This is a genomic window from Paludibacillus litoralis, from assembly GCF_037646705.1.
Lineage (GTDB): Bacteria > Pseudomonadota > Alphaproteobacteria > Rhodobacterales > Rhodobacteraceae > Pikeienuella > Pikeienuella litoralis.
Genome location: NZ_JBBHER010000002.1, coordinates 548,661 through 574,957 on the forward strand (window position 1 = coordinate 548,661; position 26,297 = coordinate 574,957).

Here is a 26,297-nt window from a genome sequence, read left to right on the forward strand (position 1 = left end):
CGTTACTTGACTTGAAAAGTCGAATCACCCACCTTCGGCTAAGTCAATTTAACATTAATAATAAGTTAATTCAGATTAACTTTCGTGCCTGAGGCGGAATTCCGTAGAAGTACGTTCTGTGCTGGAGGGTGTTCTCCAGGCGACCGGTCCACGGGTGTGGAATCGGCGTCTTTCGGATTTGGATAAGGGAGGTTGACCATGGCGGTAATCAATGGAGCGCCCGGGGATGAGATCCTCAATGGCACTGCTGGCGACGACACGTTCCTGCTGGCCACTGGCGGCGACGGCGACAACAACGGCGTCGACGTCTATAATGGCGGCGAAGGGATCGACAGCATCGTCGGCGGCTGGGCCAAGGACGTCTTGCACGTCACCAACAACCTCGCGAACCTGGCCAGCATCGAGGTCATCGACGGCGGCGACTCCACGCCCGGCCGCAACACGATCATCGCCACATCGAGCCACGACACGCTCGATTTCACCGGCTACACGATAACCAATTTCGTCATCGACGGCGCCGGCGGGAACGACGTCATCACCGGCGCCGCCGGCGATGACCAGATCCGCGGCGGCGCCGGCGACGACACGCTGAACGGCGGCGCCGGCGACGACACGTTCCTGCTGATCACCGGCGGCGACGGCGACAACAACGGCGTCGACGTCTATGATGGCGGCGAAGGGATCGACAGCATCGTCGGCGGCTGGGCCAAGGACGTCTTGCACGTCACCAACAACCTCGCGAACCTGACCAGCATCGAGGTCATCGACGGCGGCGACTCCACGCCCGGCCGCAACACGATCATCGCCACTTCGAACCACGACACGCTCGATTTCGCCGGCTACACGATAACCAATTTCGTCATCGACGGCGCCGGCGGGAACGACGTCATCACCGGCGCCGCCGGCGATGACCAGATCCGCGGAAATACCGGCAACGATGCGATGGACGGCGGCGATGGGTCCGACACCTACCTTGTCGACCGCAGTCATGGCGCCGACAGGTTCAACGATGCCGGCGGCGCCGGCGACACCGACACCATTCTGGCCACCAACAGCCATGTCGACATCGGCGTCTCCACGATCAGCGGGATCGAGCGCATCGATGGGAACGGCAAATCCGGCGTCGACGTCGTCGGCACAGCGAACCACCAGACGCTGGACTTCTCGGGCGTGACGTTCAGCGGGATCGGCGTGGTCGATGCGCTCGGCGGCAACGACGTGATCTCAACATCCGACCTGACCGCCCAAGCCTATCGCGGCGGCGCCGGCCACGACATTTTCCATCTCGGCGACGCGGATGCGGAGCTTCGGGTCTCCGCGGCCGATAACGGCGGTTTCGACAGTTTCGACGGCAACACCGCCGCTGCGACCCACCGTCTCCTCGCGGAGACGGCCGGGACGGAGATCGGCGTCGGGAAGATTTACAACAACGATGTCGACGTCATCGACGGCGACGGCATGGCGGATGTCTCGGTCGTCGGCTCCTCGGGTCAACACAATGTCTGGGATCTGTCTGAGACCGTGTTGAGGGGGATCGATGTGGTCGATACCGCCGGCGGCAACGATACGATCTGGACGTCCAACTATAGCGACGCGGCCGGAGGCCAAGCCTATCGCGGCGGCAAGGGGCACGACAGCTTCCATCTTGGTGATCAGGACACGCGGTTGCTGGTCTCCTCTGACGACAATGGCGGCTTCGACAGTTTCGACGGCAACACGGTCGGCGACGGCGTCGAACATCGCGTGATCGCCGGAGACGCCGGGACGCAGATCGGCGTCGGCAGGCATTTCGACAACGATGTCGATGTGTTCGATGGCGGCGGCATGGCGAACGTTTCGATCGTCGGCTCCTCGGGGCAGCACGATGTATGGGATCTGTCGCGCACCACGCTGAACGACATCGTCTCGGTTGAAACCGGCGGCGGCAACGACAAGGTCCAGACCGCGCTCGACACCGGCGGCGCCCATGTCACCTACGATGGCGGCGCCTATAACGGCGATACGCTCGTCATCTCGCTTACCGCGGCGCAGGCGGCGGATTCGACCCTGATCAACCAGATCGCGGCGTTGACGCCCGGCAGCGTCGTGAACGGGACGCTGAACGCGGCCGGGGTGCGCCTCACCGCGGAGAACTTCGAGAACTTCGAGGTCCAGGTCGATATCGGCGGCGACTTCCAGCCGCTGAACTTCCTCTACGGCACCGCAAACCACGACAATGGAAATCCCGCCTACGCGCCGGAGCTGACCGCCCCGAGCGATGAATCATGGGCGATCTTCGGGCGCGGCGGCGACGACGTCATCACCGGCGGCGCAGGGGCCGATTTCCTCAATGGCGAGGGCGGCAACGACGTGATGCGCGGCGGCGACGGAGACGACACTTTCGGCGTCAGCGCCACTTCGCCCGCGAACGGTTTCGACTGGTTCTTCGGCGACGGCGGGACCGACGCCATCCTGTCGACGGACGGCTCGGACATTCGGGTTCGGTCGCTGAGCGGCATCGAAGAGATCGACGGCAACGGGTTCGGGGCGCTCCTGGTCGGCACCGACCAGGCGCATGTCGCGCTCGACCTGTCCGGCACCACCCTGACCGACATCGCCGAGGTGTACGCCGGCGCCGCGAACAACGTCATCTGGACCTCCAGCGACAGCGACGCGGCCGGCGGCCAAGCGTATCGCGGCGGCATGGGCAACGATAGCTTCCATTTCGGAACGCAGGACACCCGTCTGCTCGCATCCTCGGCGGACAATGGCGGCTTTGACAACTTCACCGACAATGGCGACGCGCAGCACACGATCCTCGCCGAAGACGATGGCGTGACAATCGGGCTGGCGAACGGTTATGGCGGCGCGAACAGCGTCGATGCGATCGACGGGGGCGGGCACGACGACGTGACGATCGTCGGCTCCAGACATTTCCACAACCATTGGGACTTCACCGATACGGCGCTGACCGACATCGCCGGCATTTATGGCGGCGACAACACCGCGAACGACGTGATCACCGGATCGGCGGGGGGCGACAATATCTTCGGGCTCGGCGGCAATGACCGGCTCGGAGGCGGAGAAGGCAATGACGCCCTGACGGGCGGCGCAGGCGCCGACAGCTTCGTCTTCACGCATGACGGCGCAGGGAACCTAGACACCATCATGGACTATGGCGACGGCGCTGACCGCGTCGATCTCGGCGCGCTGCTGACCGAGGCGGGCGCTGGAAACAACGCGGTGGACGTGGAGGCCGCCGTCGCGCTCCGTTCGGCCGGCGACGACACGTTGCTCTCGGTGGATGGTCAGGATGTCGCCCTGCTCATCGGAGCCCATACCTCTGTGGACGTGCTCTTCGGCGGGAGCGTCTGGCTGGATATCGCCTGACCGTACGAGCGGACGCTTGAAATCCGGGTCCGGAGCAATCCGGACCCGGAGAACTTGGCGCCGCCCGCCCGAGCATCGGCGCCCCCAAGGCATACCGCTCGGCCGGATTTTCGTTTGAAGATTCCGACGGAGCAGGAGCCGTTCGCGCCTCAGGGCTCAAAAGGCGTCACTCGGTGGGTGCGGTCAGGCCAAGCGCCTTGCCGACGGTATCGTTCCATTCCGCGGCGGCGGCGGGTCCGACCCGCTCCGCCCAGCCCGAGATGACGACGTTCTCGAGGATCTCCGCATAGCGCTGGCGATCTTCGTCCGAGAACGGAGCGAGCGTCATATTGGCGGGGTTGCCCATCCGGCAGGGCTCACGTCCGAAGTTGCAATTGTCGGCGTCTGCGACGGCCTCCGCGAAAAAGGTCCAGAACCGCTCCTCAAGCACAGGGAACTGACCCTCGAAGAACGCCTGCGTCTCCGCGTCGAGCCGATTCCATGCATCGAGGTTCACGGCGTGGATATTGATCGACCAGCCGAGCGCCAGCGGAAGGATGGTGCTGGTGACCTCCGTCCATCCGGCGGCGTTTCCGACTGCGTTGCCGGTGACTCCGCAATCGACGACGCCCTGCTGGAGGGCGGGCACGACCTCGGCGAAGGAGATGTTGATAGGAATTGCGCCGACAGCCTTGACGAAGTCGTTCATCGTGCGGTTGAAAACGCGGATCTTCTTGCCTTCGAGATCGGCGAGGCCGTTGATCTCGGTTCTGCACCAGACAGCCTGCGGCGGGGCGGTCCCGATGGCGAGGAGCTTGGCGTTCCATTGTTCTTCGAGCATTCGGGCCAGCACCGGCCGGTAGGCGTCGCAGACCGCGCGCGCCGACTCGAGGTCGCTGGTGAGGCCCGCGATGTCGCAGCCTTCGAACCGCGGGTCGTCGCCGGCCATCTTGGAGAGGTCGAAGCTGGCGAAATCGAAGGCGCCGATTTTGAGATAGCGCAGCAGGTCAGCGTCGGCGAGACCGGCCTGATCGGTAAAGGTCATGGCGGCGGTGATCTTGCCGCCGGACGCTTGGGGGATCGTCTCTGTCCAGAAGGGGACCTCTACGTCCTTCGACTGCGGAACGGGCGTATGATGAAGAAGCGCCCGAAAATTTTGTTCCTGCAACTCGGCGTGGGCTATGCCGAAGGGCGCGATTGCGAAGGTTGCAAGCAGTCCGGCGAGAAGGTGTTTCATGGAAGTCTCCTTTTCCAGTTTAGCGGTTTGCCAATCATGGGAGCAGGCTCGGCAACCAGAGCACGATCGAGGGGGCGATGGTGACCAAGGCGACCATGAGCAGCAGCGCCACCAGGAAGGGCAGGGAGCCGATGATCACGTCGCGAAGGTCACCGCGGGGGCGGATGCCCTGAACGATGAAGAGGTTCATTCCGACGGGAGGTGTGAGCAGAGCGGTCTCCATCAGCAGCACCACCAGGATCCCGAACCAGATCGGGTCCCAGCCTGCAGCGATGACGATCGGCGCCGTGATCGGAACGGTGGCGATCATCATGGACAGCGTCTCCATGAACATGCCAACGACCAGATAGAGTGCGATCACGATCAGGATGATTTCGGTCCGCCCGAGGTCCGCGGTCGCCACGGCTGAGGCGAGGGCCCTCGGGATCCCGAGCATTGTGATGACGACGTTGAGGAAGTAGGAGGCGATCAGGATCGCCATGATCAGGCCGGTCGTGCGCATGGTCGATTCGAAGACCGAGAGAAGCATCCGCAGGCTCAGCGCGCCGTCCATCGCAGTGAGAATCAGGGCGATCAGGATCCCGAGAGCGGCCGCCTCCGTCGGCGTGGCGAATCCTCCGTAGATGGAGCCGATCACAGCCACGAAAATGACAACGGGCCTGATCAGATCCGGCAAGACCTTGAGCAGTCCGACGCCGGTTGACTCCATGGGGTTTCCGCCGAAGTTCGGACGGATCAGGCAGATCACCAGCACTGTCGCCATGAACAGGATCATCAGCAGGGCGCCGGGGATGATGCCCGCGAGATAGAGCTGCGGGATCGACGTCTCGGTGATGACCCCATAGATGACGAGGTTGATCGACGGCGGGATGAGGATGCCGAGGGTTCCGCCCGCCACGATGGTTCCGAGGAACAGGCGCTCGTTGTAGCCGCGCTTCTCGACTTGCTCCATCGCCACGGTGCCGATGGTGATGGCCGTCGCAGCGCTCGACCCCGATACGGCCGCGAACATGCCGCTGACCGCGACGTTGGAATGCATTAGGCCGCCGGGGAGCCAGGAGACGGCTGGGGCGATGGCGTTGTACATGCGCGCCGCGATCCCCGATTTGAGGAGGATTTCGCCCAGCATGACGTAGAACGGGATCGTGATGAGCAGGTAGGATGTCGAGGTCGACCAGGCCACCTGCCCCATCATCGCGCGCATCGAAAAAGGCGAGTAGACCCCGTCGAGAATGAGGCCGAGCCAGCCGAGCCCGGCCGTCACCGGCACGGCGGCGACGAGCATCACAAGCAAGACGGTGAGCGCCGTGTAGAGCATGGCTATCTCTCCGTCGTGGAGGCGGGGATCTCGAGCGAAGCCGCTTCCTCGGCCACCTCCTCATCGACGGACTTGGCTCCGGCGATCGCCCGCACGCCTTGTTGATCGCCGGCGAAACACCTCGCCGAGGCCGCGCCGAGCACGACGACGCAGCTGAGCACGAAGTAGGCCAACCCGCAGACCCAGACCGCCTGTGGATAGGCGAGGAGCATGGCGAGCTCGGACTGTGAACGCGCGCCCACCTCGGCGGATTGCATCAGCGCGCCCCAGCCATAATAGGCGATGAGCCCAAAAAAGATCAGCATCAGCCCGACGGCCAAGAGGTCGAGCCCGCTCTGGATGCGGCGCGGCAGCAGGATATAGATTGAATCGATGCGGATGTGCGCCCGCTCGAGCAGGGCGAAAGACAGCGACCAGGCCGCAGCGGCGGCGAGCGCATAGCCCGCCAGTTCGTCTGTGCCAGGCAGGCTGGTCGAGAACCAGTTGCGCAGTATGATATCCGCGCAAATGAGGAGGGCGGTGGTCATCAGCAGACCCCCGCCACCCCAGGCGGCCCATTTGGACATGCTTCGGACTATGGCCAGTAGCGGATTCCACATGGGCTGGTGTCCTTTTGTCCGAAAACCGTGACCGTCACCCTAAATGGCGTGGGCCTGCTGTCAGGTGGGAGCGACGCCGGAGGTCCGCGGCCGGATATAGTTTGGCAGCAGGTCCGCCGTCCCGGCCTTGATCAGACCGAGCGAATTCGCCACTTGCCACCAGGTGTGGTCGGCGGCGCGCACGATCAGGCATTCGGTGCTCAGGCCGATATGTTGCCCCTCCATCGAATGGCCAAGCGCGATATGAGCGACCTCCTCGGGCAAGCCATTCATCAGGCAGATATGCGCGCCGTAAACCGAGTGTCGCAGCGAAGGTTCGCCGTTTGCGGAAGGATCGCCGCGCCAGCGCTTGAGGTTCTCCGGGTCAAACTCCCAGGGCTTTCCGATGTCGTGGCAGAGGGCGCCGGCCAGGACGATGTCTCTGTTTATCGCTACTTGCGGGAACCGCGTTTCAAACTCATCGACGAGGGCCATGGCGATGGTTGCGACTCCGCGCAAGTGCGCAGACTGATCGCCGGAAACTAGAACGATCTGATCCGGGTTCCCGGCGCCCTGAATGTCACTGATCCGTGAGAAGCTGGAGTTGGTGAGAGCGAATGCCCAAGCATGAGTGACGCGATCGCGCAGCTTGTCGTCCTTGATATTTTGGATTTCCGGGAGGTCTTCGATCACGCTGTCGAGCGTCGCCTTGCTCACATCAGATTTATAACTCACGTATCGCATCACAGGCCTTTCAATTGGGAATCCTTAACGCGAAGGATAGGTGGCGTTGAAACGGCGGGCCAATTGAATTTTGCAGGTTTTTGATTAACTTGATTTATCGCCCTGCCGTCGAATTCGGACTGGACCCGCGCCGCCGGGCTTGGAAACCGCGCGGCCGGACAGCTTTCCGCGGTTGCGTTCGGTGGGAGCGAACGACAGGGGGCGTCACGATGGTGATGTTGAAGAATCTCGGGCATTTGGAGGCGTTCTACTGGGTCGCGCGCCTAGGCAGCTTCCGAGCCGCCGCCGCGCAGCTGGGCCTGACGCAGCCCGCCATATCTAGTCGGATCCGTGAACTTGAACGCAGCATGAATACCGTCTTGCTCGAACGCCGCAGCCGACCGATCCTGCCGACGGTGCGGGGCCATTCGATCCTGACCTATGTCGAGCGGATATTCGATCTGGTCGACGACGTGGAAGCGCGCCTCGCCGCGCAATCGAACTTGCATGGCCAGATCACCCTTGGCGTCTTCGACAGTTTCGCCCTTGGGCCGCTTTCCGATCTTCTCGCCCTCGCGAAAGCGCGCACACCACAACTAAAACTGAACCTTGTGGTCGACACCAGCCGCTCACTGGTTGACGGGGTCATGTCGGGCGACCTCGATGCGGCGATCGCCGCCCACTCGCAAATCAGCCACGACTTGAAGGCCGATCTGCTCTATTTCTTGGATACAGCATGGGCTGTTCCCGTTCGGCCAAACGTGGCGGATAGCGACCAGATAAGCGTGGCGCTCGACGGACTTGAAATCCTCACTCAGCCGCCGCCCTCCAGCATGCACAAGGTCACTTTCGACTGGTTCGCGGTGGCGAATATCCCTCTGCCGAGAATTACGACTTGCAGCAGTGTCGCCATTATCGCCCACCTGATTGGCATGGGGGTCGGCGCTTCAATCCTTCCCGTGAATACGGTTCAACCCTACCTTGCGACGGGCGCGGTGAGGCTCATCGATGTCAAACCGGCGCCTGAGCGCCAGCCGGTGTTCGCTATCCGACATAAGAGCCGAAGAAATCGGAGTGTGGAGAGTATAATTGCGATGGTGGAGGAAATCACATCCAAATAAACGAGATGATGAACGTCTGTCGTTTGCAAGCCGCAAGACACTCGATTTGCGCGCATCCCGACTTCCATGGCGACCGGAGGCCACATTATTCTTCGCATGGCGCGCGTGAGGCGATCCCCCGATTCTGCGGGACCTTTCTGGTGGACCTACGCCGCCGGTTTCGTCGCCTTCAGCTTCATGGCGGGAGCGCCGCCGCAAAGTGTCATGCTTGGTGCGACAGAACGGTCGGCGGCCCCGGAAATGCTGGACGCTTGCGGTTTCGTCGAGAGCGTTCCCAATCGACAAGATGGTGGATTCGCGTCGGCGCCCGGCCGGCGTTTGCTCAGACGGCGGCGGCCATCCCGTCGCCCGAGGGATCGGCGCCGCCATCCATGACGCCGTCCACGATCCGGATCGTATGCACCGTCGGCATCATGTAGCTGGAAGCGTGGCGGCGGGTCGGATAGCCGCGGCTCTGCAACTCGCGCTCGGTCGAGCGGAGGATGCGGTTGGTCAGTTCGATCACATCCGAAGTGGCGGTGAAGCGCGGCGCGTGGACCGCCTCCTGGGCATCCATGCCGAAATCGACGGCGTTCAGGATCGCCTGGAGATTGCCCATGGTGATCGTCGTGCCGCCGGGCGCGCCGAGCAGCAGGAAGGGCTTTTCACCCTTGAACACGATGGTCGGGGAGAGGGCGGTGAACCGCGCCTTCCCCGGCGCGAGCGAGCCGGCGCGGCCCGGCCTCGGGTCGAACACCATCATGCAGTTGTTGTACATGAAGCCGAGCCCCTCGGTGACGACGCCAGACGACGAGCCGAGCGAATGGGTCATCGTCACGCAGTTCCCGGCGGAATCCGCGACGCAGATATGCGTGGTCTCCTTGCTGTCGCCGCCCGAGTTCATGCGCGGAACGGTGGTCTTCTCGCCGCGTCTGATCCGCTCCGCCATCCGATCGGCGTAGGCGTCGGACAGCAATTCGTCGAAGGGGATGTCGAAAAAGGCGGGGTCGCCCATCCGCGTGTCCTTGTCGACGGTCGCGATCTTCATCGCCTCCGCCACTGTGGCGATATAGTCCGGCGAATTGTGGCCCATGGCGGCGAGATCGAACCGCTCCAGAATGTTCAGCATCAGCGCGATGACGAGGCCGCCGCCCGGCGGCTGATTGGTCGCCACCTTGTGGCCGCGATAGGTGGTGACGAGCGGTTTGGTCTCCACCGTCGCGCAGGCGGCGAGATCGGCCATCGTGATGAGGCCGCCATTGGCCGCCATGTCCTCGGCGATGCGCCGGGCGATCTCGCCGGAATAGAAATCCTCGACCCCGTGCTCGGCGATCCGCCGATAGGTGCGGCCCATGTCCGGATTGCGCAGAATCTCCCCTACGCCCCGGATCGTTCCATCGGGTTTGGCGTAGATTTTCGCGGTGGCGGGATAGTCGGTCAATCCGCGAATGCGGGCGATGCGCCCGTTGTCGGGGCCGCGGGACCAGAAGTCATGCACATGCGGCCGGACGGCGAATCCTTCTTCGCAATAGGCGATCGCGGGGGCGAGCGCCTCCGCCATGGGGCGGGAGCCGAAGCGGGTGAGTATCTCGTCGAACGCCCTCAGCGTCATCGGCGTCGTCATCGACTGGTAGCCGATCTCGTTCACCTCGTCTCTCAGGACGAAGCCGAACCCGTCGTCGCATTCGCGCACGATCCGGTCCGCCCACATGTCGGGCCGGGTGGCGGCGGGGGCGCGGCCGTGAAAGTCGATGAGCGTATGCGTGCCCTCGGCGAGGTGCAGGTGGCAGGATCCGAACCCGGCTATGCCGCACATTTGCGGGTCGACGGCGGTCTGAACCAGCGCCGCGCCGATCGCCGCGTCGACGGCGTTTCCGCCGCTGGCCAGAATGTCCAGCCCCGCCTCAACCGCTTCCGGTTGCGGCGCCGACACCATGCCTTTGACCATGCTCTGCTCCCATCGCGGTCTGGCGGCGCAGCGCGCCGCCGGTTGTTCAACGCGTCATCCTTAGCACGAGCGCTCGGGCTTCGCGCAAGCCCGCCGCCCAGGAGCGAGGCGGCGGGGCTCAGGCGAGCTTCTCGAACGTCCCCGCCGAGGCGGCCACAGCGTAGGCTTCCCGCGGGTTCAGGGCCGCGGGCTCGGCGCCGTCGACGAATTTCAGGAGCGCGCTCGCAAGTTGGGGATCGTCTTCACCGGGACGGCGCGCCGTCGCGCGGTCGAGCCAGGCGAGATGCCGCCGCCGCGCGCCGGGCGACGCGAGAAGCCCCGCGAGATCGACAGGGTGCGCGGCGAGGCGGCGAAGCAGCGCCAGCTTTTCCGCCTCGACCGCCCGCGTGATGGCGGGGGGATCCTTCTCCTCCGGCGTCACGAGAAGCCCGAGCCGGCCCATCGCGTCTCCAGCGGGGGCGTCGCCGAGAAACGCGGCGATCGGAATGCAGAACACCAGCCCGATCAGCGCCGGGCTCATCCATGCGAGCAAGGACCACGAGATTGCGCCGGCGGCGAGCGCGAGCGCGACCCCCGCCGCCATGTGCAGCCGGTGAAACCGCCAGAGCGCCGAAAGGCGGAGCCGCGCCGCGTCCCGCGCCTGCGCGGCCCAGCCGCTGTCGCGGCCGCTGACGATCTCCAGAATCGCCCGCGTCTGGGTCAGCATGGTCACCGGCGCGATCAGCGCGGAGAGAATGGTCTCGATGAAAAAGCCGACCACCGCGAGGGCCCGCCCGCCGCGTGACTCTTCAGAGCGGAGAAAAAGCCCGAGCCCGACGAATTTCGGCAGGAAAAGCACGAACATGCAGAGCCCGAAAAGGGTGATCGCCCGCTCGGAGTCGATCCGCGGCCAGGTGGGAAACAGCGACCAGGTGTCGGCGAAGTAATCCGGCGGCGTGAGATAGGCGTAAAGCGCCAGCGCCATGCCGGCGAGCAGAAACAAGAGCCAGATCAGCGACGCCAGATAGGCGAACGCGCCCATCGCGAAATGCATGCGGCTGAGCGGATGCAGGCCGGACGCGAACAGCAGCCGGACATGCTGGAGATTGCCCTGGCACCAGCGCCGGTCGCGCGCCGCCAGCTCGATCAGGTTGGGCGGCGCGTGTTCATAGCTGCCGCGCAGATCATCCGCCATCCGGACGCTGTAGCCGGCCCGGCGCACCAGAGCCGCCTCGACGAAATCATGGCTGAGGATATGACCGCCGAAAGGCGGCGCGCCGCCCAGAACCGGAAGCCCGGCGCTGGCGGCGAAGGCGCGTGTGCGGATGATGGCGTTGTGGCCCCAGTAATTGCCCGCGTCGCCGAACCAGCGCGCCAATCCATGCGCGTTCAGCGGCCCGTAGACGCGGCTCGCGAATTGCTGCAACCGCCCGAAAGGGGTTCTGCCGCCGACCAGGACCGGCGATGTCTGGATGATTCCGGCGCGCCCGTCCGCCATCATCCGCCGCGCGAGCTCCTGAATCGTTTCCGGCTCCATCAGGCTGTCGGCGTCGAGAATGATGAACGCCCCGTAGGCGCCGCCCCAGCGCTCCACCCAATCGCGCACATTGCCCGATTTTCTCGCGGCGTTGCGCAGTCGGTGCCGGTAGAAGAGCCGCGCCCCGAAGAGCGGATCGGCGCGCGCGGCGTCGACCAGCGCCTGTTCGGTGAGCCAGACCGACAGATCGGTGGTGTCGCTGAGCAGATAAGCGTCGAAATTCGCGTCGCCCGGCCTGTCCGTCGCCAGCGCGCGAAGCATCGCGGCGGCCGCGGCGACGACCTGGGTCGCGTCTTCGTTGTAAATCGGAATCAGGAGCGCGGTCCGCCCGGAGTGTTCGCCCTCGGTCGGTTGCGCCGCCGGGGGCCGGACAAGACCGAGAAGCGCGGATGCGGTTCCGAACACGATCCAGCCGATGTTCAGGATGAAAAGAACGAGCATCGCAAGCTCGATCGTGTTCAGTTCGCCGACGGCGAGGACCCGCCACATTTCATGCGCGAGCGCCGCCGTGACGAGCGCCGCGCCGAAGCCGAGCGCCAGGCGGGCCCGGATCGTGGCCGTATCGGGGGGAGGCGCCGCCAGGCGCCGGCGTGTGAAACGTCGGAGATCCTGCGTCGGCATCTCGAGGGGCGCGGACGCCGGCAGCGGCGGCGGGTCCTCCGTCTGTCGCGGTTTTTTCAGGCCGTCCATCCGAACGCCCAGACTTCTGAGGCGGCGGCGCCTTCGCGGCGCAGGCCCGCGCGGATCTCGACGATGTCATGCGCGCCCGGGTCCAGCTCGAACGCCACCCTCACGCCGCCGATTTCAGGGTTGTCCATCATGATCGCGCGCTCCAGAGCGCCGACGGACGCGCTGATCTCCAGCGTGAGGCCATCGGTCGTCGCGGCGCCTTCGGGGCGCGCGAAATCGACTGTGAACCGCCGCCAGCCGCTCTTCGAACCCGCGCCTTCCAGCGTGCGGACGACGCGGAGCATGTCCGGGTCGGCCGGCGCGTCCCAGCCCCAGGTGAGCCGATAGGTGAAATGGGTCTCGGTTCCGGCGGCCAGCGGGTCGGCGGGCCGCCAGTAGGCGACGATATTGTCGTGGATCTCCTCGGATGTGGGGATCTCCACCAGGTTGACGTCGCCTTTGCCCCAATCGCCGATCGGCTCGACCCAGAGACTGGGGCGCTTGTGGTAATGCGCTTCGAGATCCTCGTATTCGGAGAAGCGTCTCTCGCGCTGGATCAATCCGAATCCGCGCGGGCCGTTATCGGTGAAGGCGCTGATCTGCAGCAGGCGCGGATTGTTCAGCGGCCGCCAGATGCGCTCGCCGCCGCCATTCCAGATCGCAAGCCCGTCCGAATCGTGGATGGAGGGGCGGAAATCGTCATGGCCGACCCGGTCCTTGGCGTTGAAAAGAAACATCGAGGTGAGCGGCGCGACGCCGAGATGCCTGATCTCCTTTCTCGCGAAGAGCGTCGCCTCGACATCCATCTGCGTCGCGGCGCCGGGCCTTACGGTGAAGCGGTAGGCGCCCGAGGCGCTGCGACTGTCGAGAAGCGCGTGCACGACCATCCGCCCGTCGCTCGGCCGCTCCAGCCAGAACGCGCGGAAGAAGGGGAATTCCTCCCCCTCCGCTTCCGCGGTGCCGATGGCGAGGCCGCGCGCGCTCAGCCCGTAGACCTGCCCTTTCGCGACGGCGCGAAAGTAGCTGGCTCCGGCGAAGACGAGGAACTCGTCCATGACGTCGGGCCGGTTGATCGCGGTCCGCGCGCGAAAGCCGGCGAACTCCACATCCAGATCGGGCGCCGGCGGCTCCATGTCCTGAAAGGTGAAGAGATCGGGGCTGTAGACGATCTTCTCCGCCTCGCCGTCCCGCACCCGGAAAATCTCGACCGGGACGTTGAAGATGAAGCCGGAATGAAAAAGATCGACGGAGAACCCGCTGGGCGGGTTCGTGAAGAGCCGCTGATCCTCGCGGAATCTGATGCCCTGATATTGCGAGTAGGAGAGAGAGGTCAGCGTCTCCGGGACGCCGGGCTTCGGCGCGGCGAAGGCCTCCGCGGCGAGCGCGCGGGCCCGCTCGATGACGGTCGAGCGGCTGAACGGCTCCGCGCCCTCCGCAGCGGCGGCGAACACCCCGCCAAGCGGAAGCGCTGACGCCATGGTCATGAAACGACGCCGATTCACAATCAGAGACTCCATGGTGAAAAAGACATGGCCAAATCGTTAACAGGGCGCGCGCGGCGCCGGCAATTTTCGCGCGGCGCGCGACGGGCGGGCGCGGGGACGGTTCGTGATCGCCATCTCCGCGCCGAGGCCGCCATTGTCACGCCGCCGACGAAGGATCATGAAAAAGCGCCTGAGCGATCGCGGCCTCAACGGCTTCAGGTCTGAAAGGTTTTGTGATCAGGAACGGCGGCTCGACCTGATCCCCGGTGAGCAATCGCTCCGGATATGCGGTGATGAAGATCACCGGAACCGTCATCGACGTCAGGATTTCGTCCACCGCCTCGACGCCGGAGGAGCCGTCCGCGAGCTGAATGTCGGCGAGGATCAGATCCGGCCGGCCTTCGAGCGCCCTGGCGACGGCTTGTCTGTGGGTCTGCGCGACGCCGGAGACCGTGTGGCCCATGCCGGTCACGATGCTCTCTATGTCGAGCGCGATGATCGGCTCGTCCTCGATGATCATGATGCGCGCGCGCCGGGCCTCCTCCAGTTCCTGTCTCGCGGCGCGCAGAAGAATCTCCGCTTCTTCGCGGGCGATCCTCATGACGGCGGAGGCCTCCTCGATGGTGAATTCCTCCACCGCCGTCAACAGCAGAAATTGCCGGGAGCGGGAGGGGATCTCCTCGGGGCCGATCCCGGCCACCGTCGCGGAAGACCAGATCGTGTGGAACAATTGGTAGACGCCGACCCGCGGCGAGGCGTCATGGTCGATCGCGTCGCGATCGGCGATGAGCGTCTCGAGCGTCTGCGCGACGAAGCCGTCGCCGGCCGCCTGCGCGCCGGTCAGCGCGCGCGCATAGCGCCGCAGATAGGGCAGGTGGGGCGCGATAAGCGTCGCGAGATTCATCTGGTCCTTCGTTTGTTCGGCCATGCAATCCTCGTAACATTGGGAAAAGACGCTATCGCTCCGGGAACCAACGCCCAGCATCCGCGTTGGTTCCCCGACGAGTGTGATCTGCCATGATCCGGTGCAATTTGGAAAGTGTTAGCGCGATGGGAAATGAGCGAGAGGCGTCGGGCCGGGCGCAACGGCCGCGGGATGGCGACGCCACCAAGGGAGATCCGATCTTCGGGCCGTTGAAACGGCTCTATGAGGATGTGGCGAACGAGCCGCTTCCGGACGATCTGATCGATCTTCTCGAACAGCTGGATCGGGCGGAGAAGAACCGATGAGCGGCGCGTTCCGGGACGAGCTGATGGCGACCATGCCGGCCGTCCGCGGATTCGCCCGCACATTCGAACGGGACGCGGCCCGCGCCGACGATCTCGTTCAGGAGACGATGGTCAAGGCCTGGGCGAGCCGGGAACGGTTCAAGGCCGGCACGAACATGAAGGCCTGGCTCTTCACCATCCTGCGAAATTCCTACATCTCCCAGTACCGGAAAAAGAAGCGCGAGGTCGAGGATATCGATGGCGAGATGACGGCCGGCCTGTCTGAGCGCGGGCGGCAGGAAGGGCATATGGCGATGCTCGATCTGCGCGCCGCGCTCGCCGAGTTGCCGCACAATCAGCGCGAAGCGGTGATCCTGGTGGGAGCGGCCGGCTTCTCCTACGATGAGGCGGCCGAGGTGATCGGCGTTGCGGCGGGCACGGTGAAAAGCCGGGTGAGCCGCGCGCGCGCGCGGCTGGAGGAGTTGATGAGCGACGTCCGGCCTGTGGAGGCGCCGCCGCCCGGCGCGCCCCTGAAGACCGCCCGGCGCGCGTCCTAGCCCATGTTCCGGCGGTGAACCCATTTCGGCTTATCGGGTTGACGCGGCTTCGCTCGCGGCTCGCGCTTATCATCGCCGTCGCGCTGGCGCCGGCCGGGATGCTGGCCCTCGTGCAGGGGGTGAATGGAATCGACGCGGCGGCCGAGCGCCGGTCCGAACAACTGAAGGCGCAATCGCTTGCGGCGATCGACAAGGAGCGCGCCGCGGTCATGGAGATCCGGCAGGCCGTAAGGCTCACGGCGGCGGCGCTGCGCACCGAGATGCGCGAGACCGGCGGCTGCGCGCAGTCGTTTGCGGAGCTTGGCGCGAAACATGACTGGGCGACGCGCGCGCTGATCCTGAAGCGGAACGGCGAGTCGGCTTGCGGGGAGGGGCCGCCGGTCACTCTGGCGGGCGACGCCGACTGGGACTCGTTTCTGAGCGACCCGAGATATTTCATCTCCACGCAGCAACGCGAAAGCGCGATCGGCGCCCGCTCGTTCATGATTTTTCAGCCCCTCTGGGGCGGAGGCGAGACGACCTATGCGCTGGCGGTCGGCGTCGATTTCGACTATTTGCGGCGCCTCGCGCATCCCGGGCCGGGCCAGCCGGCGGTCACGCTGCTCAACCGTGTCGGCGAGGCCGTATTCCCCGGCGAGGACGCCGGCGCGGCGCGGCTCCCTGAAAACCGAGCGCGGCTTCTGCCCTACAACGACCGTCAGTTCGACGCGGTGGGCGGCGACGGGCTCAACCGGACCTACTTTTCAAGCGCGCTCGAGCCGGGGCAGCTCTGGGCGGTCACCAGCGCGCTCGAGCCGAGTTGGCGCGCGATTCTTCTGGGGCCCGAAGGGCGGGTGATCCTCACGCCGCTGGCGCTCTGGCTGATCGCCGTCATCGCGGCCTACTTTGCGATCGACGCCCTGGTCACGCGCCATGTGGGAGCGCTCCGCCGCACGGCGGTGAGGATCGGGCATGGAGAGCTGGACGCGCCGATGCGCGATTTTCGCGACGCGCCGGCGGAGATCCGCGCGCTGGCGGACGCGATCGGGGCGATGGCGGTCAATCTCGGCGAGCGGGACAATCGGCTGCGGGACACTTTGGACGTGCAGCGCCGGCTGCTGCTGGAGGTGCATCATCGCGTGAAGAACAATTTGCAGACCATCTCCAGCATGATGAACCTCGAAAGCCGGCGCGCGCGCGACCCGGAGAGCCGCCACGCGCTTCGCGTGATCCAGGACCGGATCCACAGCCTCGCGATGGTTCATCAGAACCTCTACGCGACGAAAAATCTGGAGGAGGTCGCGCTCGACCAACTCACATTGGACATCAGCGCGCATATCGTCGCGTCCCTCGCGGCGGCTGGCGCTGAAGACAGTGTGAAAACGGACCTGGACCCCGTCGTCGTTCCGACGGCGATCGCGACGCCGGTGGCGCTTTTCCTGTCCGAAACCCTCAGCAACGCGTTCAAACATGGCGGAAAGACGCCGACGGTGAAGATTACGCTGAAACGGGAGGGCGAGATGTTCTTCCTGACGATCCGCAACAGCGTCGACGGCGAATTCCGCGATGAGCCGGATGGATCGGGGCTCGGCATTCGTCTGATGGAGGGGTTCGCCAGGCAGATCGACGGCGATCTGAAGGTCACGAACCTGCCGGGTGCGTTCGAGGCCTGCCTGAGCGGGCCGATCGCGCCGCCGGCGGAACTCTTCCAGGTGCGGCGGCGCGTGTCGGACGCCTGATCGCGGCGCGCGCCGGGAACCAATACCGGCCACCACGCGTTCAGACACCGTTGACTGAAAGACGCCGGGATGGGCGGGCCGGGGATGATCGGAATGATCGCACGGCCCGATGGAGAAGATCTTCGAGAGATCGGCGACGCCGTGAAGACGGCGGAGTGAATCGCTCCATTCAAAGGAGAATGACATGAAAACCGGGCTGACATTGACATTCATCGCCGCCGCGGCGCTGGCGCTCGGGGCGTGCGGAGACACGCGCGGCGAGCGCGCCCTGTCCGGCGGCGCGCTTGGCGCGGGGGCGGGCGCGGTCGGCGGCGCGGTTCTCGGCGGATCCGCCGTGACCGGCGCGGTCATCGGCGGGGCGCTGGGCGCGGGCGCGGGCGCGCTGACGGATGAAAAGCACGATCTGGATTGAGGCCATGCGCCGGGCGCCGCGACGCGCTCGGCGCATCCCGGATCATGGGCGTGTGAGGCCGGCTTTCGCGCGCAGCGTGATCACGACCCCGGACGGCCGCCAATCGGCCATCGCGGCGCCGCCGATCCGCGCCAGAGCCAGAGTTTGCAACTGGTTTCCGAAACCGAATTTTGTCGGCGTGGCGACCGGAGGGCCGCCGGTCTCGCTCCAGGTCAGGCGCAGCATGTCGTCTTTCCAGCGCCAGCGGATCGCGACCCGTCCATTCGTGGTCGACAACGCGCCGTATTTCACCGCGTTCGTCGCCCATTCGTAGATCACCAGGCTGAGCGAGGTCCGGGCGTCTTCCGAGAGCGGCGCGTCCGGCCCGTCGAGAAGGAACTGCGCGCCCCCGTGCGAGAAGGGCGCGATCAACGTCTCGACCAGCGCTCTCAGCTCGCCGATGTCATGGGAGGGGTCTCCGCCGATGCTGAGCGCATGGCTCCGCGCGAGAGAGGCGAGCCGGCCGCGGAGCGTCCGCGCCAGATCTGCGGCGCTCGTCGCGGATGCGGCGTTCAGCGCCGTCAGCCCGCCGAGAATGGAAAAGAGGTTGCCTGTGCGGTGGCGCATCTCCTGCAGCAGGAGGTCGGCCTCCCGGCGATGGGCCATCTCTTCGGTGACGTCGAGCGTGACGCCGGTCAGGCTGTCGCCGCCGCGCGGCCTCGACCAGTCGCCAAACGATCGGAGCCAGCGCGGCGCGGCGCGGTTCCCGTTCGTCCGATACGTGATGCGGAGCGCGTCATCGCCCTCGACGCCGGCCCGGAACATGGGAACGTCGTCGGGATGAATGGCGCGCATCAGCGCGCCGAGCGGAACCGTCTGGTCGAAGGAGGAAAGCCCGACCAGGTCGCTCGCGCGCGCGTCCAGCCAGACGCCGTCCGCGCTTCGCCGATATTCCCAGAAGCCGACATCGGCCGCGGCCAGGGCGCGGCGGAGGCGCCGACCCCGGGTCTCCTGCTTCGGGCCCGGATCATCGCCCGACGGGGGCGCGGGGCGCCTCCCGTCGCATCCTTCGATGGCGGCGGGCGCGTCGACCGGGAAACGCGGGTCCTTGATCGTATCCATTGCGCCTTGATCATCATCGCGCGTCTACACGCCGCCATTAAGCGAGATTGACCGAACATTAACATATCGGTCTCCGGCGAGAAACGTTCCTCGCGCCGCGCGGCGTCAAAGACCGCTCCCGCGGGGGCGGGTCCCAAATCGCGCGCGGGCTTCGGGTTCCTTTCAGATCGTCGGCGGCCCCGCCTGATGGAACCATTTTCGCTTCAGCGCGTTCAGCCAGGGAGTTTAAACCAAGGAGCGGACAATATGGCCACCGAAACGAAGCAGAACACGGATCTCGACGCGGCGAAGGCGGATCTTTCCGATCAGATCGCGACGCTGCGCCGCGATCTGGCCGAGATCGCGTCGTCGATGAAGAAGCTTGCCGCGTCGGGCGCGGACGCCGCGGCGTCCGCCGCCGCGTCGAAAACCCGGGCGGCGGGCGACGCCGGCGCGGCGGCGGCGCAATCGGCGGCGGACTGGGCGTCGAGCAATGGAGAGAAACTCACGACTTACACGCGTGAGAAGCCGGTCGTGGCGCTCGCCGCGGCCGCGGGGCTCGGGCTGCTGGTCGGATATCTCTCCGCGCCGAGAAGGTAATCTCGTGAGGGCCATTTTCGCGCCAGTTCAGCACGCCGCCGCCGATTTTCTGTCGGCGGCGGCGCCGCGCCTGATCTTCGCCGCGCTCATCGGCGTCGCCGGGTGCCTCGCGTGCGGCTTCGCCATCGCCGCGCTCTGGACGGCTCTCGCAGGGGCGCTCGGCTCCGTGGCGGCGTCGCTGATCATGGCGGCGGGGTTCCTGTTCATCGCGCTGGCGCTCTACGCCTCGGATCGTCTCGCGGCGGCGGAGCGCCGAAAGGCGGCCGAGGCGGCGGCGGCTGCGGCGCGCGCCCGGCCGCCTCAGCCGCCGCTCGCGGAGGCGTTCCTCGTTGCGCTGGACATCGGGCGGGCGCTTCGCCGCCGCTGACCCGCGAGGTCAGAAAAGCTCATTCGGCAACCAGAAGGTCGGCCGCCCGAAACGGGCGGCCCGGCGCCGGTCATGCGGCAGGAGGAACCCTTCGCGCAGGTCCGGGACGACCGCCGCGTTCGCCTCCGCCGACGCGCGCCATGGCGCGAGCCGGTCCGCCGGCCCGGCGCGGACGCCAATCCACTTGTCGGCCAACCTTTCGAGAAACGCGGCGACCGCCGCCGGATCGCGCCAGCGCACGGAGACTTCGGTGTCCCAGCGCATCGACCGACCGTTGAGATTGGCTGAGCCGACCAGCGCTTCGGCGCCGTCCGCGATCATGACCTTCGAATGCACGTAGATCATTCCGGCGCCATAGGCGACGAAGGCGTCGGCCGGCGTCCGTCGGGCGGGCTTCGCCGGGCTGAGGAGCGCCGCGCGCGGTCCGAACGCCCGGTCTATCCGTCTGAGCGCCCGGGCTTGCAGAGCTTCTCCATGGCGAATCGTCGCCCCGCGCGCGCCCTTGAACGCCAGGCGCTCCGGCGCGAAGGGCAGGATGACGACCAGTTCGAGACGGGGCGAGGTCCGCGCGGCCGCGCTGAGCGCGGCGGCGATGGCTGGGGAGCGGAGAAATTGCGTCTCGATGTATAGGAAGCGCCTCGCCCCGGAGATGATCTCGATCGCCGCGCGCTCCGTCGCGTCGCTGACGGTTCTGGGCGAGAATGCGAACGGGCCGCGCCGGGGGACGGAGCGGGTGGTGACGGTCTCGATGCGCCGGGGGCCGCCGCCGCCCGGGGAATCGTCGGCGGCGAGAGGGCAGGGGGCGGGGCGGGCGAGACCGGGAATGCGGCTCGGGACATCTTCGCGCGCGGCCCAGTCGTTTACGCAATCGTTCCAGATCCGGGCCGCCGCGCTCAGGATCGTTTCGGCGGCGCGCCCGGTGATCGCGAGGCTCACGTCGCGCCATGTTTCTTCGGCGGGCCGGTCATGGTCGGGCGTGTCCCAGCGCCTGTCGTCGATATCCAGCCCGCCGGCGAGCGCGAAATCATCGTCGATGACCGCCAGCTTCTGATGGTGCGTCGCGGGGAAGAGCCGCGGCGTTTCGCCTGCGAGGGCGGGCCGAAGCCCGGGATGGCTGTCCTCCAGAGGGCCGTCGGCGCTCCGCCGGATCGCCTCCAGCTCCCGGCGGGCGCGGCCGGCCAGGGCCCGTCGCCAGAATGCGCCGACCTCCGCCGGATGCCGCGCGGCCATCGCCTCGATCCGGCCTTCGGCGTCCGAGTTCGCCGCCGCCCTGGCCGCCAGGTGACGGAGCGAGGCCCACGCCGCCTGATGCAGCCCCGCGCAGGCGATGGGGTCGAAATCCGAGACCTGCATCCGGATCCTGACCCCCTTCGCCGCCAGCGCGACCAGCAGCGCGGCCCAGTCCTCGCCATCGGCGACGGCGCGCGCTTCGGCGGTCCGGAGCGTCGCGCGCGTGTCGAAAATCCGGAACGAGAGCAGGATCGACTCGCGCGCCGCGATCGCGCGCCTCTCGAGAACCGGACACGCCTCCGCCGCCGTGATCAGCGGCTGGACGTCTCCATCCGGTCCGTGCGGCGCGGGGCCGCCCGCCGCTGGGCGGGCGCTCTGAGCGGGGCCGGCCGCCGTCTGATCTGACAAGGTGTCTCGATTTCTCCGGGTCGCCCGCGGTTTGAATTATTTCGCTCTTCTCTGGGAACGAGTTGGCGCGCTTGTCGTTCCATGCCTACGACCTGAGCGTGACATCGCATCCTGCGCGGCTTCAAATCCTATGCGGCCTGGGGCGCCGATTTCTTCAGCGCTCCGGTCACCCGCGTCAAAGGAAGGAATGCGCAATGGGTGTTGAAGTCTCCGGCGTCGGCGGGCTTATCCTTCTCGCCCTGGATATCTGGGCGATCGTTTCGATCGTCGGCTCAGGCGCCTCGACCGGCTCCAAGGTCCTTTGGGTGCTGATCGTGCTCCTGCTTCCGCTTCTCGGCCTGATTCTCTGGCTGATTTTCGGCCCCCGCGGCGGGAAAGCCTGACATCTTGCGCCCATCGCCGCCAGAGGCTGTTCCACCGGTCGACGAAGCGGCGGGGGCGCCCAATCCGGATCCCGGGCTGGCTGAACTCCGCGCGATCAGGCGGCGCCTGACCGTCGTCGCGGTGGTGACGGCGCTTGCGGCGGCTTCGCTGGCGCAGGAGATCATCATGCCGATCATGATGGGTTTCCTGCTGGCGATGACGCTCAGCCCGATCGTGCGCGCCGCCGGCCGGCGCGGCGTTCCCGCGCCCCTCTCCGCGGTGATTCTGGTCGTCGCTCTCGGAACCGGAGGCTTTCTCACAGCCTATTCCATGAGCGGCACGGTCAGCGGCTGGCTGGATCGCGCGCCCACCCTCGGCTACGAGGTCAAGCGGCGCCTGGAGGGCGTCAGCCGCTCGTTCGAGGCGGTGAAGAAGGCGGCGGACGACGTTGACGACGTGACCGGCGGCGGATCCTCCGAAAGCGACAACCAGGTCGTCGTCAAGGAATCGAACCTGCTCGCCAATGTGGCGGGCGGGCTCGCGGCGGCCGGCACCTCGCTTGCGGTCGCGTTGGTTCTGGCGCTTTTTCTCCTGTCGTCGGGCCAGCTTTTCTACGCGAAGCTTCTGCGCTTCTATCCACGTCTCAGCGACAAGAAGAACGCGCTGCGCGTCATTTACGACATCGAGCGGCGGATCTCGCGCTATCTGTTCACGATCGCCTTGATAAACTTCGGTCTCGGCGTGGTTGTGGGAACGTCGCTCCATCTGATCGGCATGCCCTATGCGCCGGTCTGGGGGGCGCTGGTGTTCGCGCTCAACTTCCTGCCCTTCATCGGGACGGTCGTCGGCACGGCGCTGGTCGGCGCGGTTGCGCTCGTCTCGTTCGACAGCCTCTCCTACGCGGCGCTCGCTCCGGCGGCCTATCTTTTCTGGGGGGCGCTGGAAGGGCAGGTCGTGACGCCGGCGATCATCGGGCGGCGGATGGAGATCAACACGGTCTCGGTGTTTCTGATGGTGATGTTCTGGGGCTGGATCTGGGGCGTCGCGGGAGCGCTGATCGCGGTGCCGATGCTGGTGGCGTTCAAAGTTATCTGTGATAATGTTTCGCCGCTGACCCCGATCGGCGCCTTTCTTGGCGCGGAGGATTCTCCTCTGGAGTCGGACGATGCGAAATGAACGCCGACTGGAACCGATCGCGGACGCGCATCGTTTCATGGGAGATGTCCGGCGAAGCCGTCGCCGGGCCGAGACTGAACGATAGATGGAGAATTTCATGCTTCGAGACATTACGAAGGCGTTCGCCGCCGGCCTGCTGGGCGCGTCGGCGCTTGGCGGAGCGGCGCTGGCGGCCGGCGCGAGCGGTTCCGCGGCTTCGGGAGACGAGTCCTCGGAAGGGCGGATCGAGATCGGTTATCTCGAATGTTCGCTTCTGACCGATGAAGGCAACATCATCGTGTCGGAGCAGGAGTTCACCTGCCATTTCGACCCGGCCGAGGATGGACGCCCGGATGAACAGTACACCGGGACGGTCAGCAAGTTCGGTCTCGATCTTTCCAAGACAAAAACCGAGACGCTCCGTTGGGCGGTTTTCGCTCCGGCGGACAAGTATCGCGCCGGCGTCCTTGAGGGCGAATACGCGGGCGTCTCGGCCGACGCGGCTCTCGGCGTCGGCGTGGGCGGCAAGGTGCTGGTGGGCGGATTGCGGGAATCCGTGGCCCTTCAGCCGATTGCGATGACGACGCAAAAGGGCCTCGGCGTCGCGCTGGCGTTTGAAAGCCTGAAGCTGACCGCGGTCAAGTGAGATGCGCGGAGGCGGCCCCTCGCGAGGGGGCCGCCTCGGGCGCGTTCAAGTAAGCGCGCCACGTTTATCGCGGCGGGAGAAGTTGACTTTTTCCGACCCTCCACCCATACTTTAACGTATGAGACTTTCCGCCAAAGGAATCTGGTTTATACTTCTCGTGCGCCCGCAACCCCGCGCGGCGTAATTGCGTGCGGAATGCCCGCCGCCCGGGGCTGATCCAGAACGAGAACAGGCGCGAAAGAGCCGAAACAACACCTCCCGCTGATCGCTGAGCCGCCGTACGTCCGGCGGTTTTTTATTCCGGCGCTCCGCTTCATGGCGGCGTGCGCCGCCTGCAATCGAGTTTTCTCACAGGAGAAGAAAATGAAGACGACGACCGCGCCCAAGTCGACGAAACGCCGTGGGAAGGGACCGCGTATCGTGCTGGACGCCGCCCTTGCCGACCGATTCGAGTCGATGGCTCTCGCGGCGGCGGCGCGGACGCCGGAAATTTCCGAGCGGTTTCTCGAGGAGCTCGGTCGCGCGCGAATCGTCCCGACCGCGAAATTGCCCGCCAATGTCGTGACCATCGGCAATTTCGTCACCTTTCGGGATGAGACCTCGGGCGAGGAGCGCACGGTTTCGCTCGTTTTCCCGAAGGACGCCAATATCGAGGAGGGGCGGATCTCGCTCATGACGCCAATCGGCGTCGCTCTTCTGGGGCTGGCGGAGGGGGCGTCGTTTTTCTGGGCGACGCGCTCCGGCGAGGAGCGAAACCTCACCGTTGTCTCCGTTCAGCCGGCGCCTTCCCGCGTGCCGACGGATTGAATCTGAACCTCGCGGCCGCGCGGCCGCGAGTTGCGAGGCTCTTTGCGGGCCGCTTCCGGTTGTCCGGCGGATTTGAATGTTATATCCCTCAAACCCCGTGAAGCCGCGTCTCGCGGATAGCGGCGTTCCGGCCGCGAGACCATGGCGTTGAATAAAACACGGGGGGCACCTGTTCTTGGCGCGTTATATCTTCATTACTGGCGGTGTCGTCTCCTCCCTCGGCAAGGGACTCGCTTCGGCGGCGCTCGGCGCGCTTTTGCAGGCGCGGGGGTATTCCGTGCGCCTCAGGAAGCTGGACCCCTATCTCAACGTCGATCCGGGCACGATGAGCCCGTTTGAGCATGGCGAGGTTTTCGTCACCGACGACGGCGCGGAGACCGATCTGGATCTCGGGCACTACGAACGCTTCACCGGCGTTCCCTGCAGGCGGACCGACAGCGTCAGCGCGGGGCGCATCTACACCAACGTGCTCGATAGGGAGCGGCGGGGCGATTATCTCGGGAAGACGATCCAGGTGATCCCGCACGTCACCAACGAGATCAAGGATTGGCTTTCGATCGGTGACGAAGAAAGCGATTTCATGCTCTGCGAGATCGGCGGCACCGTCGGCGATATCGAGGGGTTGCCGTTTTTCGAGGCGATCCGCCAATTCATGCAGGAGCGCCCGAGAGGCGACTGCGTGCTGATGCATCTGACGTTGCTGCCCTATATCGCGGCGAGTCGCGAGTTGAAGACCAAGCCGACCCAGCACTCGGTGAAGGAGCTGCGTTCGATCGGGCTTCAGCCGGATATTCTTGTCTGCCGCACCGAGCATGAGCTCCACGAAGGCGAGCGCGCGAAGATCGCGCTTTTCTGCAATGTCCGCTCGGACGCGGTGGTCGCGGCGATGGATCTCGACAATATCTACAAGGCGCCTCTGGCCTATCACTCCGTCGGCCTCGATCAGGCGGTGCTCGATGCGTTCGCGATCACGCCCGCGCCAAAGCCGCAGCTGGACCGTTGGCTGACTGTCGCGGAGCGCATCGACAATCCCGACGGCGAGGTCCGAATCGCGATCGTCGGCAAATATGTGAAGCTGGAGGATGCGTACAAGAGCCTCGCGGAGGCGCTGACTCATGGCGGCTTCGCCAATCGGGTGAAGGTGCGGGCGGAATGGATCAACGCGGAGATCTTCGAGCGCGAAGACCCTGCGCCGCATCTCGACGGCTTCCACGCGATCCTGGTGCCCGGCGGCTTCGGCGAGCGCGGAACCGAGGGCAAGATCAGGGCGGTCACCTTCGCGCGTGAGCGAAAGATCCCCTATCTCGGCATTTGTCTCGGCATGCAGATGGCGGTGATCGAGGCGGCGCGGAACCTCGCGGGGATGAAGCGCGCCGGCAGCCAGGAGTTCGATGGCGACTCCAGCGTGTCCCGGTTCGAGCATGTCGTCTATCACATGACCGAATGGGTCGAGGGCGACCGCACGGTGCGCCGCAAAGCCGACGACGCGAAGGGCGGCACCATGCGGCTTGGCGCGTATGAGGCGGTGCTGGCGCCCGGCTCCCGCGTGGCGGAGATCTACGGCGCGCTCTCCATCATGGAGCGCCATCGCCACCGCTATGAGGTCGACAAGAAATACCAGACGCGGCTCGAAGCCGCCGGCCTGCATTTCTCGGGCGTCTCGCCCGACGGGGAATTGCCGGAGATCGTCGAGATCCCCGATCATCCATGGTTCATCGGCGTGCAGTTTCACCCCGAGTTGAAGTCGAAACCGTTTGATCCGCATCCGCTTTTCGCCGATTTCGTGCGCGCGGCGGTGGAGCAATCGCGGCTGGTCTGAGCCGG

The 26,297-nt window shown here is 65.9% G+C and carries 23 protein-coding genes; 13 read left to right on the forward strand and 10 right to left on the reverse strand.

The annotated features are described in order from the left end of the window. The first annotated feature begins 198 nt into the window (after positions 1-198). Positions 199-3,369 carry a beta strand repeat-containing protein gene (locus WG921_RS03570; protein WP_340107827.1) on the forward strand — a complete coding sequence of 1,057 codons (3,171 nt, stop codon included), beginning with the start codon at positions 199-201 and terminating at the stop codon, positions 3,367-3,369. A 166-nt stretch (positions 3,370-3,535) separates the two neighbouring features. Here the strand turns inward: WG921_RS03570 and WG921_RS03575 are convergent, their stop codons facing one another. The 4 genes from WG921_RS03575 to WG921_RS03590 all read right to left on the reverse strand — a co-directional run bounded on the left by WG921_RS03575 (position 3,536) and on the right by WG921_RS03590 (position 7,225). Continuing rightward, on the reverse strand, positions 3,536-4,585 hold the full coding sequence (locus tag WG921_RS03575; RefSeq protein ID WP_340107828.1) for a TRAP transporter substrate-binding protein: 1,050 nt from the start codon (positions 4,583-4,585) through the stop codon (positions 3,536-3,538). A 34-nt stretch (positions 4,586-4,619) separates the two neighbouring features. Next, positions 4,620-5,903: a TRAP transporter large permease gene (locus tag WG921_RS03580; RefSeq protein WP_340107829.1), complete on the reverse strand. Its 1,284-nt coding sequence runs from the start codon at positions 5,901-5,903 to the stop codon at positions 4,620-4,622. A 2-nt stretch (positions 5,904-5,905) separates the two neighbouring features. Next, positions 5,906-6,430 (reverse strand): TRAP transporter small permease subunit, encoded by a 525-nt coding sequence (locus WG921_RS03585; protein ID WP_340107830.1) that lies wholly within the window; start codon positions 6,428-6,430, stop codon positions 5,906-5,908. 132 nt (positions 6,431-6,562) lie between these two features. Next, positions 6,563-7,225 (reverse strand): HD domain-containing protein, encoded by a 663-nt coding sequence (locus WG921_RS03590; protein ID WP_340107831.1) that lies wholly within the window; start codon positions 7,223-7,225, stop codon positions 6,563-6,565. A 209-nt stretch (positions 7,226-7,434) separates the two neighbouring features. Here WG921_RS03590 and WG921_RS03595 point away from each other — a divergent pair, with 209 nt between their 5' ends. Beyond that, positions 7,435-8,325 carry a LysR family transcriptional regulator gene (locus WG921_RS03595; RefSeq protein WP_340107832.1) on the forward strand — a complete coding sequence of 297 codons (891 nt, stop codon included), beginning with the start codon at positions 7,435-7,437 and terminating at the stop codon, positions 8,323-8,325. Positions 8,326-8,647: 322 nt separating this feature from the next. On the opposite strand, the gene WG921_RS03600 is transcribed toward WG921_RS03595, so the two are convergent. The 4 genes from WG921_RS03600 to WG921_RS03615 form a co-directional block, all read right to left on the reverse strand. Beyond that, positions 8,648-10,252 carry a gamma-glutamyltransferase family protein gene (locus WG921_RS03600; protein WP_340107833.1) on the reverse strand — a complete coding sequence of 535 codons (1,605 nt, stop codon included), beginning with the start codon at positions 10,250-10,252 and terminating at the stop codon, positions 8,648-8,650. Between the two features lie 118 nt (positions 10,253-10,370). After that, positions 10,371-12,458 carry a glucans biosynthesis glucosyltransferase MdoH gene (mdoH, locus tag WG921_RS03605; RefSeq protein WP_340107834.1) on the reverse strand — a complete coding sequence of 696 codons (2,088 nt, stop codon included), beginning with the start codon at positions 12,456-12,458 and terminating at the stop codon, positions 10,371-10,373. Then, on the reverse strand, positions 12,446-13,921 hold the full coding sequence (locus WG921_RS03610; protein WP_340107835.1) for an OpgD/OpgG family glucan biosynthesis protein: 1,476 nt from the start codon (positions 13,919-13,921) through the stop codon (positions 12,446-12,448). Before WG921_RS03610 ends, mdoH begins: the two co-directional genes overlap by 13 nt. Before the next feature lie 157 nt (positions 13,922-14,078). After that, positions 14,079-14,849, reverse strand: a complete 771-nt coding sequence (locus tag WG921_RS03615; protein ID WP_340107836.1) for a response regulator — start codon at positions 14,847-14,849, stop codon at positions 14,079-14,081. A 122-nt stretch (positions 14,850-14,971) separates the two neighbouring features. Between WG921_RS03615 and WG921_RS03620 the strand changes: the two genes are divergently transcribed. From WG921_RS03620 to WG921_RS03635, 4 genes are all read left to right on the forward strand, one after another. Continuing rightward, on the forward strand, positions 14,972-15,151 hold the full coding sequence (locus WG921_RS03620) for a NepR family anti-sigma factor (protein ID WP_340107837.1): 180 nt from the start codon (positions 14,972-14,974) through the stop codon (positions 15,149-15,151). Next, positions 15,148-15,687 carry a sigma-70 family RNA polymerase sigma factor gene (locus WG921_RS03625; protein ID WP_340107838.1) on the forward strand — a complete coding sequence of 180 codons (540 nt, stop codon included), beginning with the start codon at positions 15,148-15,150 and terminating at the stop codon, positions 15,685-15,687. The genes WG921_RS03620 and WG921_RS03625 overlap by 4 nt, the downstream gene beginning before the upstream one ends. A 14-nt stretch (positions 15,688-15,701) precedes the next feature. Further along, positions 15,702-17,405, forward strand: coding sequence for a sensor histidine kinase (locus WG921_RS03630; protein ID WP_340107839.1), 1,704 nt, complete (start codon positions 15,702-15,704; stop codon positions 17,403-17,405). A 184-nt stretch (positions 17,406-17,589) separates the two neighbouring features. After that, positions 17,590-17,817, forward strand: coding sequence for a hypothetical protein (locus WG921_RS03635; RefSeq protein ID WP_340107840.1), 228 nt, complete (start codon positions 17,590-17,592; stop codon positions 17,815-17,817). 42 nt (positions 17,818-17,859) lie between these two features. Here WG921_RS03635 and WG921_RS03640 read toward each other — a convergent pair whose 3' ends face one another. Further along, entirely contained in the window at positions 17,860-18,918 is a 1,059-nt protein-coding gene (locus tag WG921_RS03640) for a sensor histidine kinase (RefSeq protein ID WP_340107841.1), read from the reverse strand. A 246-nt stretch (positions 18,919-19,164) separates the two neighbouring features. Between WG921_RS03640 and WG921_RS03645 the strand changes: the two genes are divergently transcribed. Both WG921_RS03645 and WG921_RS03650 read left to right on the forward strand, forming a co-directional pair. Further along, positions 19,165-19,497 carry a hypothetical protein gene (locus WG921_RS03645; protein WP_340107842.1) on the forward strand — a complete coding sequence of 111 codons (333 nt, stop codon included), beginning with the start codon at positions 19,165-19,167 and terminating at the stop codon, positions 19,495-19,497. A gap of 4 nt (positions 19,498-19,501) precedes the next feature. Then, complete coding sequence (locus WG921_RS03650; protein WP_340107843.1) at positions 19,502-19,864, forward strand: hypothetical protein; 363 nt, start codon at positions 19,502-19,504, stop codon at positions 19,862-19,864. 9 nt (positions 19,865-19,873) lie between these two features. Here the strand turns inward: WG921_RS03650 and WG921_RS03655 are convergent, their stop codons facing one another. Continuing rightward, entirely contained in the window at positions 19,874-21,502 is a 1,629-nt protein-coding gene (locus WG921_RS03655) for a phospholipase D-like domain-containing protein (RefSeq protein ID WP_340107844.1), read from the reverse strand. Positions 21,503-21,696: 194 nt separating this feature from the next. On the opposite strand from WG921_RS03655, the gene WG921_RS03660 reads away from it, so the two are divergent. The 5 genes from WG921_RS03660 (at position 21,697) to WG921_RS03680 (ending at position 26,292) form a co-directional block, all read left to right on the forward strand. Continuing rightward, the gene (locus tag WG921_RS03660; protein ID WP_340107845.1) at positions 21,697-21,885 is read left to right on the forward strand and encodes a PLDc N-terminal domain-containing protein; all 189 of its coding nucleotides are present in this window, start codon (positions 21,697-21,699) and stop codon (positions 21,883-21,885) included. Between the two features lie 4 nt (positions 21,886-21,889). Beyond that, entirely contained in the window at positions 21,890-23,041 is a 1,152-nt protein-coding gene (locus tag WG921_RS03665) for an AI-2E family transporter (RefSeq protein ID WP_340107846.1), read from the forward strand. Positions 23,042-23,138: 97 nt separating this feature from the next. Then, positions 23,139-23,666, forward strand: a complete 528-nt coding sequence (locus tag WG921_RS03670; RefSeq protein ID WP_340107847.1) for a DUF992 domain-containing protein — start codon at positions 23,139-23,141, stop codon at positions 23,664-23,666. 363 nt (positions 23,667-24,029) lie between these two features. After that, positions 24,030-24,473 carry a nucleoside diphosphate kinase regulator gene (gene rnk, locus WG921_RS03675; protein ID WP_340107848.1) on the forward strand — a complete coding sequence of 148 codons (444 nt, stop codon included), beginning with the start codon at positions 24,030-24,032 and terminating at the stop codon, positions 24,471-24,473. 175 nt (positions 24,474-24,648) lie between these two features. Then, positions 24,649-26,292 (forward strand): CTP synthase, encoded by a 1,644-nt coding sequence (locus WG921_RS03680; RefSeq protein WP_340107849.1) that lies wholly within the window; start codon positions 24,649-24,651, stop codon positions 26,290-26,292. Positions 26,293-26,297: the final 5 nt, after the last annotated feature.

What these genes read in the sequence shown, in the direction of transcription:
- WG921_RS03570 (WP_340107827.1), top strand. Translation starts at nt 199, where the DNA reads ATGGCGGTAATCAATGGAGCGCCCGGGGATGAGATCCTCAATGGCACT.
- WG921_RS03575 (WP_340107828.1), bottom strand. Translation starts at nt 4,585, where the DNA reads ATGAAACACCTTCTCGCCGGACTGCTTGCAACCTTCGCAATCGCGCCC.
- WG921_RS03580 (WP_340107829.1), bottom strand. Translation starts at nt 5,903, where the DNA reads ATGCTCTACACGGCGCTCACCGTCTTGCTTGTGATGCTCGTCGCCGCC.
- WG921_RS03585 (WP_340107830.1), bottom strand. Translation starts at nt 6,430, where the DNA reads ATGACCACCGCCCTCCTCATTTGCGCGGATATCATACTGCGCAACTGG.
- WG921_RS03590 (WP_340107831.1), bottom strand. Translation starts at nt 7,225, where the DNA reads ATGCGATACGTGAGTTATAAATCTGATGTGAGCAAGGCGACGCTCGAC.
- WG921_RS03595 (WP_340107832.1), top strand. Translation starts at nt 7,435, where the DNA reads ATGGTGATGTTGAAGAATCTCGGGCATTTGGAGGCGTTCTACTGGGTC.
- WG921_RS03600 (WP_340107833.1), bottom strand. Translation starts at nt 10,252, where the DNA reads ATGGTCAAAGGCATGGTGTCGGCGCCGCAACCGGAAGCGGTTGAGGCG.
- mdoH (WP_340107834.1), bottom strand. Translation starts at nt 12,458, where the DNA reads ATGGACGGCCTGAAAAAACCGCGACAGACGGAGGACCCGCCGCCGCTG.
- WG921_RS03610 (WP_340107835.1), bottom strand. Translation starts at nt 13,921, where the DNA reads ATGACCATGGCGTCAGCGCTTCCGCTTGGCGGGGTGTTCGCCGCCGCT.
- WG921_RS03615 (WP_340107836.1), bottom strand. Translation starts at nt 14,849, where the DNA reads ATGGCCGAACAAACGAAGGACCAGATGAATCTCGCGACGCTTATCGCG.
- WG921_RS03620 (WP_340107837.1), top strand. Translation starts at nt 14,972, where the DNA reads ATGGGAAATGAGCGAGAGGCGTCGGGCCGGGCGCAACGGCCGCGGGAT.
- WG921_RS03625 (WP_340107838.1), top strand. Translation starts at nt 15,148, where the DNA reads ATGAGCGGCGCGTTCCGGGACGAGCTGATGGCGACCATGCCGGCCGTC.
- WG921_RS03635 (WP_340107840.1), top strand. Translation starts at nt 17,590, where the DNA reads ATGAAAACCGGGCTGACATTGACATTCATCGCCGCCGCGGCGCTGGCG.
- WG921_RS03640 (WP_340107841.1), bottom strand. Translation starts at nt 18,918, where the DNA reads ATGGATACGATCAAGGACCCGCGTTTCCCGGTCGACGCGCCCGCCGCC.
- WG921_RS03645 (WP_340107842.1), top strand. Translation starts at nt 19,165, where the DNA reads ATGGCCACCGAAACGAAGCAGAACACGGATCTCGACGCGGCGAAGGCG.
- WG921_RS03660 (WP_340107845.1), top strand. Translation starts at nt 21,697, where the DNA reads ATGGGTGTTGAAGTCTCCGGCGTCGGCGGGCTTATCCTTCTCGCCCTG.
- WG921_RS03670 (WP_340107847.1), top strand. Translation starts at nt 23,139, where the DNA reads ATGCTTCGAGACATTACGAAGGCGTTCGCCGCCGGCCTGCTGGGCGCG.
- rnk (WP_340107848.1), top strand. Translation starts at nt 24,030, where the DNA reads ATGAAGACGACGACCGCGCCCAAGTCGACGAAACGCCGTGGGAAGGGA.